General features: G+C 72.1%; 11 protein-coding genes. 6 read left to right on the top strand and 5 right to left on the bottom strand.

Annotated elements, in window-relative coordinates; genetic code table 11:
* Nucleotides 1–58 precede the first annotated feature (58 nt).
* Together HAV40_RS30795 and HAV40_RS30790 are read left to right on the top strand one after the other, a co-directional pair.
* Entirely contained in the window at nt 59–613 is a 555-nt protein-coding gene (locus HAV40_RS30795; RefSeq protein WP_409364995.1) for an adenine phosphoribosyltransferase, read from the top strand.
* Between the two features lie 433 nt (nt 614–1046).
* Nucleotides 1047–3317 carry a RelA/SpoT family protein gene (locus HAV40_RS30790; protein WP_239086864.1) on the top strand — a complete coding sequence of 757 codons (2271 nt, stop codon included), beginning with the start codon at nt 1047–1049 and terminating at the stop codon, nt 3315–3317.
* 73 nt (nt 3318–3390) lie between these two features.
* On the opposite strand, the gene HAV40_RS30785 is transcribed toward HAV40_RS30790, so the two are convergent.
* The 3 genes from HAV40_RS30785 to HAV40_RS30775 all read right to left on the bottom strand — a co-directional run bounded on the left by HAV40_RS30785 (nt 3391) and on the right by HAV40_RS30775 (nt 6138).
* Nucleotides 3391–4215, bottom strand: a complete 825-nt coding sequence (locus tag HAV40_RS30785; protein WP_239086857.1) for a peptidylprolyl isomerase — start codon at nt 4213–4215, stop codon at nt 3391–3393.
* Nucleotides 4216–4369: 154 nt separating this feature from the next.
* Nucleotides 4370–5167 carry a peptidylprolyl isomerase gene (locus HAV40_RS30780; RefSeq protein WP_166387460.1) on the bottom strand — a complete coding sequence of 266 codons (798 nt, stop codon included), beginning with the start codon at nt 5165–5167 and terminating at the stop codon, nt 4370–4372.
* A 26-nt stretch (nt 5168–5193) separates the two neighbouring features.
* Nucleotides 5194–6138, bottom strand: a complete 945-nt coding sequence (locus tag HAV40_RS30775; RefSeq protein ID WP_166387458.1) for a peptidylprolyl isomerase — start codon at nt 6136–6138, stop codon at nt 5194–5196.
* A gap of 280 nt (nt 6139–6418) precedes the next feature.
* Here HAV40_RS30775 and HAV40_RS30770 point away from each other — a divergent pair, with 280 nt between their 5' ends.
* From HAV40_RS30770 to HAV40_RS30760, 3 genes are read left to right on the top strand one after another with little or no spacing between them, the layout of a single operon-like run.
* Nucleotides 6419–7114: an MBL fold metallo-hydrolase gene (locus tag HAV40_RS30770; protein WP_166387456.1), complete on the top strand. Its 696-nt coding sequence runs from the start codon at nt 6419–6421 to the stop codon at nt 7112–7114.
* Between the two features lie 30 nt (nt 7115–7144).
* On the top strand, nt 7145–8479 hold the full coding sequence (hisS, locus tag HAV40_RS30765) for a histidine--tRNA ligase (RefSeq protein ID WP_166387454.1): 1335 nt from the start codon (nt 7145–7147) through the stop codon (nt 8477–8479).
* Nucleotides 8480–8533: 54 nt separating this feature from the next.
* Nucleotides 8534–10096, top strand: a complete 1563-nt coding sequence (locus HAV40_RS30760; protein WP_166387452.1) for a glycoside hydrolase family 3 protein — start codon at nt 8534–8536, stop codon at nt 10094–10096.
* Between the two features lie 265 nt (nt 10097–10361).
* Here the strand turns inward: HAV40_RS30760 and HAV40_RS30755 are convergent, their stop codons facing one another.
* Together HAV40_RS30755 and HAV40_RS30750 are read right to left on the bottom strand one after the other, a co-directional pair.
* Complete coding sequence (locus HAV40_RS30755; protein WP_166387450.1) at nt 10362–11687, bottom strand: sensor histidine kinase; 1326 nt, start codon at nt 11685–11687, stop codon at nt 10362–10364.
* Nucleotides 11684–12379, bottom strand: a complete 696-nt coding sequence (locus tag HAV40_RS30750) for a response regulator transcription factor (protein ID WP_166387448.1) — start codon at nt 12377–12379, stop codon at nt 11684–11686. Before HAV40_RS30750 ends, HAV40_RS30755 begins: the two co-directional genes overlap by 4 nt.
* Nucleotides 12380–12414: 35 nt before the next feature.
* Between HAV40_RS30750 and HAV40_RS30745 the strand changes: the two genes are divergently transcribed.
* Nucleotides 12415–13005, top strand: coding sequence for a hypothetical protein (locus HAV40_RS30745; protein ID WP_166387446.1), 591 nt, complete (start codon nt 12415–12417; stop codon nt 13003–13005).
* Nucleotides 13006–13087 lie beyond the last annotated feature (82 nt).

Here is a 13087-nt window from a genome sequence, read left to right as displayed (position 1 = left end):
GGCGGTGTGACCGGCGGTGACCGTGTGGCGGCAGGGTCTGGCGTACTAGGGTGTGGCCGTGACCAACGATCTGATCCAGGGTGACAGCGGGCCCGCCACCGCGGCGCTCGTCGCCGACATGGTCGTCGACGTGGCCGACTTCCCCAAGACGGGCGTCCTGTTCAAGGACCTGACCCCGCTGTTCGCCGACGGTAAGGCGTTCCGGGGCGTCATCGACGCGATCGTGGCGCGCTACGCCGGTCAGTTCGACGTGGTCGTCGGCGTGGAGGCGCGCGGCTTCGTGCTCGCCGCCGCCGTCGCGTACGCCGCGGGCACCGGCGTGGTGGCCGTGCGCAAGGCCGGCAAGCTGCCCCGGGTGGCCCACTCGGCGACCTACTCCCTGGAGTACGGCACGGCGACCCTGGAGATCAGCGAGGCCGCGTTCACGCCCGGCCAGCGGGTGCTGGTCGTCGACGACGTGCTGGCCACCGGCGGCACCGCCGATGCCACGCTGGACCTGGTCAAGCGCGCCGGGGGCGAGCTGGCCGGCTTCGTGGTGCTGATCGAGCTGGGTTTCCTCGGTGGCCGCGAGCGCCTGGGCGAGCGCCCGGTGCACGCCCTCCTGCGCATCTAGCGCCCCACACACCACCGTCCGGGGCGCGTACGGGGCGTCCGGCCGCACCGCGTCCGCCACCCACCCGGGTGACGGAGGCCACGACTGCCCTCCCCGGCTGCGGCGGGGGCGGTGCCCACCTGTCGGCAAATCGGCCGGCGAGCCCGAACACAGGTAGCATGGGCTATCCGAACCTCACTCGAAGGAGCGGCCGTTGTCTCAGGAAGTCGCCCCCAACGTCGCCGTGGCGCAGACGTCACCGGCCGGGAACGGGCCTGACAAGGTCCAGGCGGCGAAGGGCGCCAAGGCGGCTGATGCCGCCAAGCGCGAGGCAGCAGCCGTGCTGCCCTTCCCGGGCACGAACGAGCAGTCCCCAGCCGAGGCCGACCGGGGTCCGGAGGAGCGCGCCACCGCACCCGAGGTGCGGGCCGCCCCCGGCACCAACCAGCTCGGCATGTTCGCCGGGGTGCCCTCGGGTCGCCGCGTGCGCGCCCGGCTGTCCCGCTTCAACGCGCCCTGGCAGTCGGCCAGCGTCAGCGAGGAGCTGGAGCCGCTGATCGCCGCCCACCGGGCCGCGCACCCCAAGGCCGACATCCGGGTGCTGCAGAAGGCGTACGAGACGGCGCGGCAGTGGCACGAGGGCCAGTTCCGCAAGTCCGGCGACCCGTACATCACGCACCCGCTGGCCGTCGCGAGCATCCTGGCCGACCTCGGCATGGACACCACGACGCTGGTGGCCGCGCTGCTGCACGACACCATCGAGGACACGCCCTACACCCTGGAGCAGGCCCGCGCCGACTTCGGCGACGAGGTCGCGCTGCTGGTGGACGGTGTCACCAAGCTCGACAAGGTGAAGCTGGGCGACTCGGCCAAGGCCGAGACGATCCGCAAGATGGTCGTGTCCACCGCCAAGGACCCGCGGGTGCTGGTCGTGAAGCTCGCCGACCGCCTGCACAACATGCGTACGCTGACGTTCCTGCCGGTGGCCAAGCGGGAGCAGAAGGCGCGCGAGACGCTGGAGATCCTGGCCCCGCTGGCGCACCGGCTCGGTATGAACACGGTGAAGTGGGAGCTGGAGGACCTGTCCTTCGCGACGCTGTTCCCCAAGCGCTTCAAGGAGATCCAGCGCCTGGTCAGCGACCACACCCCGCAGCGGGACAACCTGCTCAAGCAGGTCACCGACCGGGTGCAGGCCGACCTGCGCGGCTCGAAGATCAACGCGAAGGTCACCGGCCGCCCGAAGCACCTCTACTCGATCTACCAGAAGATGATCGTGCGTGGCCGCGACTTCAACGAGATCTACGACCTCGTCGGCGTGCGCATCCTGGTGGACACCGTGCGCGACTGCTACGCGGCGCTCGGCGTGATCCACGCGGCCTGGCAACCGGTCCCCGGCCGGTTCAAGGACTACATCGCCATGCCGAAGATGAACTTCTACCAGTCGCTGCACACGACCGTGATCGGCCCCAACGGCAAGCCGGTCGAGATGCAGATCCGCACCCACGCGATGCACGGCACCGCGGAGTACGGCATCGCCGCGCACTGGAAGTACAAGGAGGGCCCGAAGGCCAACTCCACGGTGGTCGGCCCGTCGAGCCACATCGACGGCATGACCTGGCTGCGCCAGCTGCTGGACTGGCAGCGCGAGACGTCCGACCCGGGCGAGTTCCTCGACGCGCTGCGCCACGACCTGTCCAGCCAGGAAGTGTTCGTCTTCACGCCCAAGGGCGAGGTCATCGCGCTGCCCAACGGCTCCACGCCGGTCGACTTCGCGTACGCGGTGCACACCGAGGTGGGCCACCGCTGCATCGGCGCGCGGGTCAACAGCAAGCTGGTGCCGCTGGAGTCGGTGCTGTCCAACGGCGACGTGATCGAGATCTTCACGTCCAAGTCGGAGAGCGCTGGTCCCACGCAGGACTGGCTGGGCTTCGTCAAGTCCTCACGGGCGCGCACGAAGATCCGGCAGTACTTCAACAAGGAGCGCCGCGACGAGGCCATCGACGCGGGCAAGGACTCGCTCGCGCGGGCCATGCGCCGGCAGGGGCTGCCGCTGCAGCGCCTGCTGACCGCGGGCGGCCTGCTGGCCATCGCCCGTGAGCTGCACCTGAGCGACATCACCTCGCTCTACGCGGCGGTCGGCGAGGGCCAGGTCTCGGCGCAGTCGGTGGTGCAGCGCCTGGTCGCCGGATACGGCGGCGAGGAGGGCGCGGTCGAGGACATCGCCGAGTCCACCATCCCGACCCGGCCCAGCCGGACCAGGGCCCCCGGCCACGATCCGGGTGTCGCGGTCAAGGGCGTGTCCAACGTCTGGATCAAGCTGGCGCGCTGCTGCACGCCGGTGCCCGGCGACCAGGTGTACGGCTTCATGACCCGTTCCGGCGGGATCAGCGTGCACCGCGAGGACTGCGTCAACACCGGCGACCTCAAGGCGCAGCCGGAGCGGCTCGTCGAGGTCACCTGGAAGCCGACCGCGGGCTCGATGTTCCTGGTCGCCATCCAGGTCGAGGCGCTCGACCGGCACAAGCTGCTGGCCGACATCACCCGGGCGCTGAGCGAGGAGCGGGTGAACATCCTGTCCGCGACGGTCACCACGACCCGCGACCGGATCGCCGTCAGCCGCTTCAGTTTCGAGATGGCCGACCCGAAGCACCTGGGCCACCTCCTCAACGCCGTACGCGGCGTGGAAGGCGTCATGGACGCCTACCGCGTCACCTCCGGAGCCTGACCGCCCCACTCTTGAAGACTCGCGCCCTCGTCGGCATGACGAGGGCGCGACTCGTCAAGAAATGAACACGGGGTCAGGAGGCGGGGGTGACGGTGAGGGTGGTGATGGTGACCGGTGATTTGGGGGCGCCGTCGGTAGCCGGATTGCCCGCCTCGTCGACCGCGCCGGCTTTGCCGATCGCCTGGACGACGTCCATGCCCGCGGTGACCTTGCCGAGCACGGTGTAGAGCGGATCGATCGGGGTCGGGCCGTACACGATGAAGAACTGGCTGCCGGTGCTGGCGGGCTCCTGCGTCTTTGCCATCGCCAGGGTGCCCACCGGGTAGGGAGTGCTGCCCGTGGGCAGGTTCTCCTCGGCGAACCGGTAGGCCGGGCCGCCGGTGCCGGTGCTCGACGGGTCGCCGCACTGCAGCACGCTGATGCCCTCGGTGGTCAGGCGGTGGCATCGGGTGTTGTCGAAGAACTTCCTGCTCGCCAGGTAGGTGATGCTGGCCGCCGCGCAGGGGGCCTTGGCCGTGTCGACCTGCACCGTGATGACGCCCTGGGCGGTGGTCATGGTGAGCTGCTGGACGCCGCTCGTCGGCACGGTCCGCGGCGGGGTGCCGACGTTCTTGATGTTCGGGTTCGACGCCTCGTCGGTCGGCAGCCACTGGCACCCGCCGGCCGCGGGGGCGCTGGTGGCGGCGGGGCGGCCACCGGTGTCGGGGGTGAGGCCGGTGCCCGGGTCGGCCCCGTCGCGCAGCCGCAGCACCAGCACGACGGCGGCGACGACCGCGCAGATCAGCACGACCACGATGGCGGTGACGACACCCGCGATCAACCAGCCGCTGGTGCCGCGGCGCTGCGCGGTCGGAGCCTGGTGCGAGCTGGCGTCGGGCGTCCAAGGGGGAGTGGCCACGGGTCTCCTGTCACAGGTGGAACCGCAGCGTAGCGCCTTCCGGTGGCCGGTGCATCGGCCGTGGTGGCGAAACGTCCACAACCGACGGACGCCGGATACGACGAGGGCGGGGCCGTCACGGCCCCGCCCTCGTTCACTGCTGTCGTACCGGCGGTCAGCTCGCGGCCGGGGTCATCGTCAGCGACGTGATGTTGACCGGCGTCTTCGGCGCGGTGCCGTCGGCGGCGATGCCGTCCTTGGCCACCTTCTCCACGAGGTCCAGGCCCTTGGTGATGGTGCCCAGGATGGTGTAGTCGGGGCCGAGCTGGCTCTCGCCGTACACGATGAAGAACTGGCTGCCCGTGCTGTTGGGCTGCTGGGTCTTCGCCATGGCGAGGGTGCCGGCCGGGTAGGCCTTGGTCGGGTCGGTGACGTTGGGCAGGTTCTCCTCGGCCATCTTGTAGGCCGGGCCGCCGTTGCCGGTGGCGCTGGGGTCGCCGCACTGCAGCACCTTGATGCCCTCGGTCACCAGGCGGTGGCACTTGCTGCCGTCGAAGAACTTCTTGCTCGCCAGGTAGGTCATGCTGGCCGCGGTGCAGGGCGCCTTGGCCGTGTTGACCTTCGCCTCGATCACACCGTGGTTGGTGGTGATCGTCATGGTCTGGGTGCCCTTGTTCGTCACCTCGGTCGGCGGCGTGCCGACGTCCTTGAGGTTCGGGTTCGCCTTCGCGTCGTCGGGCGTCCAGGTGCAGACCTGGCCGTCCGGCAGCGGGGCGGTGGCGGGCGTGTCGTCGTCGCCGCCGAGGGACTGGGTCAGCCAGACGGCACCGCCGATGACGAGCAGCAGGGCCACCGCCGCGCCGATCACGGCATTGCGCTGCTTGCGCTTGCGGGCACCTTCGAGCCGCTCACCCATCTGGCGCTCGAGCCGCGCGCGGGCCGCCGCGCGCTGGCGCTGGATCGTGGAACTCACGGGTCTGTCCTCCTGCTAACTACTGATCAACTGGCGGTCGAGGCCGACGGCTTCGGGGTGGTGGCCGCACCGGACGCGGCCGGCGCGGACGGGCTGGCCGGGGCGGCCGGCGCGGACGGCGAAGCCGGGGTGGTGTCGACCACCGTCAGCGTCTTGACGACGACGTCCTGCTTGGGCTTGGTGTCCTCGCCCGCCTCGTTCGCGGTGGTGCCGGCCTGGGCGATCTTCTCTACGACGTCGAGTCCCGAGGTGACCTTGCCGACGATCGAGTACGGGGTGTCGGTGGTCGAGGCCTTGTAGAAGATCACGAACTGGCTGCCGTTGAGGTTCGGCGTCATGGCGATGGTGCCCGCCGGGTACTTGGCGGTGGCGGCAGCCGGGCTCGGGGTCGCCGCGGCGGACGCGCTGGCGTCGGTCGACGGGGCCGCGCTGGGCGCCTCGGCGGCGGGCGGGTTCTCCACCCACCACGAGTACGCCGCGCCACCGCTGCCGGTGCCGGACGGGTCACCGCAGGCCAGGGCGAAGTCACCCTCGGCGTGGGTCAGCTTGTGGCACTTGGTGTCGTTGTAGAACCCGCTGTCGGCCAGGTACTTCAGGCTGGCGGCACCGCACGGGGCGGCGGTGCGGTCGAGTTCGGCGACGACGTTGCCGCTGTTGAGGGCGATCGTCATCGCCGCCGTGCCCGAGGTCGGCATGCCGCTGGTCGCCGGCTTGCCCGCGTCCTTGAGGTTCGCGTTGCCCGCCACGTCCAGCGGGTTCCAGGCGCAGGTCTCGGCGACCGTGTCCACCGGCTTGGCGTCGAACGCGCCGAGGCCCCAGGCCCCGAGCACGCCGACGAGCACGAGCGCGAACAGTCCGCCGAACACCGCCTTGAGCTGGCGCGAGCGGCGCTCCTGATCGGCCCGGCGCACCATCTGCCGGTCGACCTTGGCGCGGGCCAGCTTGCGCTGTCGGGTATTGCTGGAAGCCACCCGAGCTCCTCCTGTCACCATTTGACCGCAGCGGAGCATGTCCGCTGTGTCACCTTTATCACGTTAGGGGGTTGGTGTCGCATCACGCGCCGCGCCGGCCTCCGCCGGGCGTGGGCCGCGCCACACGTCCGAGCGAGTGTACGGGTAAACGCTGAGAAACACGTATGCCTGTCCTCGTTCTGTGATGGATGATCGCGTTCCGTGGCCTCCGTGCCGTGGGCGGTCGATGCCCGCACAAGCACTAGGCTGGGCGCTGAAGTCTGCGGAGAGGGGTTTTGTCGTGCTTGTGGTGGGCTTTCCGGCGCAGGCGTTCGGGACCAACTGTTATGTGGTCGCCAGCGCTCCCGGCGAGCAGTGCGTGGTGATCGACCCGGGCATCGGGGTCATGGACCACCTCGACGCGGTGCTGGCCGAACACCGGCTGCGCCCGGCCGCCGTCGTGCTCACCCACGGGCACCTGGACCACACCTTCTCCGTCACGCCGGTCTGCGGCGCGCGGGGCATCACCGCCTGGATCCACCCGGCCGACCGGGAACTGCTGGCCGACCCCGCCAAGGCGCTGTCGGTCGACCTGAGCGCCATGTTCGGCGGGCGGCTGCCCTACGCCGAACCCGACGACGTCGCCGAGCTGACCGACGGGGCCGTGCTCGACCTCGCCGGGCTGGAGATCACCGTCGACCATGCGCCGGGCCATACCGGCGGGTCGGTGATGTTCCGGATGCCCGGTCAGGAAGGCGAGCCGCTCTGCTTCACCGGCGACGTGCTCTTCCGCGACAGCATCGGCCGCACCGACCTGCCGGGCGGCAGCATGGCGCGCATGACCGAGAGCCTGCGCGACAAGGTGCTGACCCTGGCCGACGAGACCGTGGTGCTCCCCGGCCACGGGCCGTCGACGACCATCGGCCGCGAGCGCGCGCGCAACCCGTTCCTGCGCGAGCTGCCCGGCGTCGTCGACGCGCCCCGCCGGGGCTTCTGATTCAGACTTCTTCCTTCCTGGAGTGACCCCATGAGCAAGCCCACGCCGCTGTCCGGCTTCCCCGAATGGCTGCCCGCGCAGCGCATCATCGAGCAGCGCTTCCTCGACCACATCCGGCGCACCTTCGAGCTGTACGGCTTCGCGTCACTGGAGACGCGCGCCGTCGAGCCGCTCGACCAGCTGCTGCGCAAGGGCGAGACCTCCAAGGAGGTGTACGTGCTGCGGCGGTTGCAGGCCGACAGCACCGACTCCTCCGACGCGAGCCTCGGCCTGCACTTCGACCTGACCGTGCCGTTCGCCCGCTTCGTGCTGGAGAACGCCGGCAAGCTGCACTTCCCGTTCCGGCGCTACCAGATCCAGAAGGCGTGGCGGGGCGAGCGGCCGCAGGTCGGCCGCTACCGCGAGTTCACGCAGGCCGACATCGACATCGTGGACCGCGACACGCTGCCGGCGCACTACGAGGCCGAGCTGCCGCTGGTCATCGGCGACGCGCTCGCCGGGCTGCCGATCCCGAAGCCGACCGTCCTGGTCAACAACCGCAAGGTGCTGCAGGGCTTCTACCAGGGCCTGGACCTGGTGGACCCGGAGGCTGTCATGCGGGTCGTGGACAAGCTCGACAAGATCGGCCCCGCGGGAGTGACGGCCGAACTGAGCCCGCTCGGCGTGACCGACTCGCAGGCTCGGCTCGTGCTGGGGCTGGCCGAGATCTCGGCCGACGACGGCTCGTTCGTCGACGACGTACGCAAGCTCGGCGTCAGCGACCCGCTGCTCGACGAGGGACTGGCCGAGCTGGCCGCCGTCGTGGAGGCGGCCGGGGCGCACTCGCCGGGCCTGTGCCGGGCCGAGCTGAAGATCGCGCGGGGGCTGGACTACTACACCGGCACCGTCTACGAGACGCAGCTGGCCGGGCTGGAGCGCTACGGCTCGGTCTGCTCCGGCGGGCGCTACGACAACCTGGCCAGCTCCGGCAACGACCGCTTCCCGGGCGTCGGGCTGTCCATCGGCGTCAGCCGCCTGCTGGGCGTGCTGTTCGGCGAGAACGCGCTGTCGGCCAGCCGCTCGGTGCCGACCGCGGTGCTGGTCGCGGTGTCGGCTGAGGAGGACCGGCGCTCGTGCGACCGGATCGCGGCGCAGCTGCGGGCGCGCGGCATCGCGACCGAGGTGTCGCCGAGCGCGGCCAAGTTCGGCAAGCAGATCAAGTTCGCCGACCGGCGCGGTATCCCGTACGTCTGGTTCCCCGGCGCCGAGGGCGCGGCGGACACCGTGAAGGACATCCGTTCGGGCGAACAGGTCGAGGCGTCGGCCGGAAACTGGACACCTCCGGCGGTGGATCTCATCCCGGTGGTGGAGGGGACTTTTAATTAGGAAACTTAAGTAATAGTGTGTGGTCCTCGACTCTGAAACGGGGGCCGTACGCGCATGACCACGACAGACCACCGCACGTCCCCGGCGCTGGGCACCACCACAGCGCCGGGACAGCGGCCCCACCTGCACGATCGTGGTCTGCTCCGGCTGGCCGACACGGTGCTGCAACCCGGCTTCGTCGGCACGGCCCCGCCGGACTGGCTACGCCGCCGCCTCAACGACGGGCTCGGCGGCGTAGTCCTGTTCGCCCGCAACATCATCGACCTCGACCAGGTCGCGGCGCTGTCCGCGGCCCTGGTCGCGGAGAACCCCGACGTGATCATCGCCGTCGACGAGGAGTCCGGCGACGTCACCCGCCTCGACGTGGAGCACGGCAGCCGCCGCCCCGGCAACCACGCCCTCGGCGCGGTCGACGACCCCGCGCTCACCGAGGCCGTCGCCGCCGACATCGGCGCGCAGCTCGCCGCGGCCGGGATCACCCTGGACTACGCGCCCGCCGCGGACGTCAACAACAACCCCGCCAACCCGGTCATCGGCGTACGCTCCTTCGGCGGCACCCCCGACCTGGTCGCCCGGCACACCGCCGCCTGGATCCGGGGCCTGCAGTCCACCGGCGTGGCCGCCTGCGCCAAGCACTTCCCCGGCCACGGCGACACCGGCGTCGACTCCCACCACGGCCTGCCCGTCATCGAGGTCGACGCCGCCCGGCTCGGCCAGGTCGAACTGCCGCCGTTCACCGCCGCGATCGACGCCGGGGTCCGCTCCATCATGACCGCGCACCTGCTGGTGCCCGCGCTGGACCCGGAGCGCCCCGCCACCATGAGCCGGTCGGTGCTCATCGACCTGCTGCGCGAACAGCTCGGCTTCAAGGGCCTCGTGGTCACCGACGGCATCGAGATGGCCTCGGTCGCCCAGCGCTACGGCCTCGGCGGCGCGGCCGCGCTGGCCATCGCGGGCGGCGCGGACGCCATCTGCGTCGGCGGCGAGAGCGCCGACGAGGCCGTCGTCGAACTGCTGCGCACCAGCATCGTCGACGCCGTCGTCAGCGGCGAACTGCCCGAGGAGCGCCTGGCCGAGGCGGCCTCGCGGGTCGCCGCGTTCGCCGCCGAGAGCGCCGCCGAGCGAGGCTCGCGCGCCGCGGCCGCCGCCCGCTGGCACGCCGCCGACCGGCCCGAGATCGGGCTGGCCGCGGCCCGCCGGGCGCTGCGCGTCACCGGCGCGGGGACGCTGCCGCTGGCCGGACCCGCGCACGTGGTCGAGTTCGGGGTCGCGATGAACCTGGCCATCGAGGCGCGTACGCCGTGGGGTGTGGGTGCGCCGTTGAAGGCGCTGCGGCCCGATACGACCGTGGTGCGGCTGGACGAGCGGGCGACAGTCGCCGACGTGCTCGGCGGGGCGCAGGGGCGGGTGCCGGTGCTGGTGTGCCGCGACCCGCACCGGCACCCGTGGCTGGCGCACCTGATCGCGGCCGTCGTCGCGGCGCGGCCGGAGACGGTTGTAGTCGAGATGGGCGTGGCCGCGGGGGAGCCCGTGGGGGCGCTGCACCTGACGACGTACGGCGCCGCCGCCGTCTGCGGCCAGGCCGCCGCGGAAGCCCTGGCGGGCGCGACACACTGAGGCATCGGGGGCGCGTGCGGGGGACGCGTGCGCGGGGACGCCGATTTGAATAGACGCTGGCCTATCTCGTCGAGTTCGATCTCTCTTTTTTCGACGAGATAGGCCAGCGTCTATCGCTGGCGGGGTCGGAGTCGGACTCCGGTGGTCGGTGCGAAGAAAGATCGCCGTTTCGGGTCCAAAAGGTGGGGTCCAACCGCACTTTTTGACCGGAAACAGTGATCTTGGCACGGGCACGGGCACGGGCGCGTGGCGCGGCGGGGCCGGGTCAGGCTTGTTGGCCTCGGCGGAAGCGGATGGCGGCGGCGTGGGCGGGGGCGGCGGGGGCCAGCGGGGTCAGGGTGACGGTCACGCGGGCGCCGCCGAGGTCGCCGCGATCGACGGCGATGCTGCCGCCCGCCTGGCGGGCCAGCTGGCAGACGATGTCCAGGCCCAGGCCGGTGGAGCCGCCGCCGCTGACGCCGCGTTGCAGGGCCGCGTCGGCGTCGGCGATGCCGGGGCCGCCGTCCTCGACGACGAGGGCTTCGGGGGTGACGCTGACGCGGAACGCGGTGCCGTGCGGGGTGTGCCGGAAGATGTTGCCGATCAGCGCGTCGATCGCGCCGATGGCGTCGGAGCGGGGCACCGGCAGCCAGACGGGGGTATCGGTGCCGTCGACCTGCCAGGGGCGGCCGTGGTCCTCGGCGAGCACCGCCCAGAACGCCAGCCGGTCTGCCACCACGTCCACCAGGTCGGTCTCCTCGGCGGCGCGTTCGGCGGCGGTGCGGCGCGCGCCCGCGATGATCGCGTCGATCTCGGCGTCGAGGGCTTCGACGGCCTGGCGCATGCGGTCGCTCTCGGGGCCGGGTGGCAGCGCGTCGGTGTCCAGGCGCAGCGCGGTCAGCGGGGTACGCAGGCGATGCGACAGGTCGGCGGCGCGCTCGCGTTCGGCGTCGATGACCGCGTTGAGCCGGTCGGCCATCGCGTTGAAGGCTTCGCCGACCTCGACGAGGTCGGGCGGTCCGGCGGGATCGACGCGTACGGTCAGGTCGCCGGAGCCGACGGCGCGGGAGGCGCGGGCCAGTTGCCGGGTCGCGCCGACCACCCGCCAGCCGAGCCGGTCGGCCAGCGCCACCGACACGGCGACCAGCAGGGCCGCCAGCGCGCCCATGGACCACCAGGCGGTGGCCACGCCCCGGGACAGGTCGGCCTCGGGCACGAACACCTCGACGACCGCGTTGCGGCCGCCGTCGAGCGCGGCGGGCTGCAGGTACACCAGGCCGTCCTCGACCGGCGCGGTCAGCGAGCCGCCCCGGTCGGCGGCCAGTGTGATGTCGGCCGTCTCGGCCCGGCTCGCGCCCAGCGACACCCCGGTCGGCAGGTGTACGGCCAGTCGCTGGCGCGGCCCGTCGGCGGTGGTCGCCATGGCCCGGCTGAGCACCGCCGGATCGGTCGACGCGGCCAGCGCGGTGACGACCGCGGCGGCCTGCTGGCGCGCGTCGAGCAGCGCCCGGTCCTCGGCGATCTGCTTGGTGACCAGCGCGAGCGGCACCAGGAAGGCCAGCGCCACCATCGAGGTCACGGCGAGCGCGCCACGGGCCAGGGTCGCCCTCATGACGGCGGCACCAGCATCACACCGACCCCCCGGATGGTACGCAGCATGCGCGGCTGCGCCGCGGTCTCGCCGAGCTTGCGCCGCAGCCAGGACAGGTGCACGTCGAGTGTCTGGTCGGCGCCGACGAACGGCTGCTGCCACACCTCGGTGAACAGCTCACGCCGGGTCACCACGCGGCCGACCCGGGCGGCGAGGTAGGCCAGCACGTCGTACTCCTTGCGGGTCAGGGTCAGCGGGGTGCCGTCGAGGGTGACGGCGCGCGTGCTCTCGTCCATGCGCAGGGGCCCGATCTCGACGACCGTGTCGGCGGACTCGCCGCGTGGCTGGGCCCGGCGCAGCACCGCGGCGACCCGGGCGGTCACGTGCGCGGCGGAGAACGGTTTGGTCATGTAGTCGTCGGCGCCGGAGTTGAGCAGCCGGATCGCGTCGTGCTCGCCGCGGCGCGCGGTCGCGACGATCACCGGCACGTCACTGACGGCGCGCATCATGCGCAGCGCGTCGGCACCGTCCAGATCGGGCAGTCCGAGGTCGAGGATGACCAGGTCGGGCCGCTCGCTGCGTTCGCTGGTGAGGGACTTCAGTCCTTGCAACGCGGTGCCGACCGTCTGCACGGCGTATCCGGCGACGGTCAGGGCGTTGCCGAGCGCGTCGCGAATGGCGGGGTCGTCCTCCACGACGAGTACGAGGGGCATGGCTGGCACCGTATCGGAAGCTGTTAGATAGCGGGATGGGTTCGGGGTGGCCGTTTGCGGCAAGGACTGCGGCGTATGTCGGCGGCTGGGCCGCGGTCACCGCCGCGGCGGCGGCCGTGGTCTGGGTGGGCCTGGGCCCGGTGCTGGCCACCGCCGTGCCCGAGCCGGTGCCGCTGCGCGTGGAGGCCCTGCCGCCGCCCGCGCCGGTGGCGACCCCCTCGCGTCCGGTGCCGACGGTGGGGCCCGCGCCCGTGCCGTCGGCGTCACCGGTGGCTCCGGACCCGCTCACCTCGCCCACCAGGCCGAGGACGTCGCCGTCGCCGGCAGCCCGGCCGCAGCCGTCACCGGCCATGACGGTCGACGGCTGGCAGGTGTTCACCGAGTCCGACGGTTCGCGGTCCTACCTGCGCAGCTTCCCGACCGCGGGCGGGACGGCGGTCATCCGGATGGCCCACGAGCGGGTGTACCTGGTCTCGGCCACCCCGCGCGGCGACTACCAGCTCGCGACCTCCCAGCCGGACCCGGAGCGGGTGGTGGTGCAGTTCCACCGCGCCTCCGACCAGATCGTCGTGGACGCGATCTGGTGGGAGGGCCGTCCGTTCTCCCAGGTGACCAACGTCGAATGAGGCGGGCGCCACACCGCGGCCCCCGCGCCGTGCCGGGTGAGAGCCGGCACGCGGGCAGGGGGCGCGCAGCGCGGACGTCATG

It is taken from the genome of Catellatospora methionotrophica, from assembly GCF_011297335.1.
Lineage (GTDB): Bacteria > Actinomycetota > Actinomycetes > Mycobacteriales > Micromonosporaceae > Catellatospora > Catellatospora methionotrophica.
This window is presented reverse-complemented; position numbering and strand designations above follow the sequence as displayed.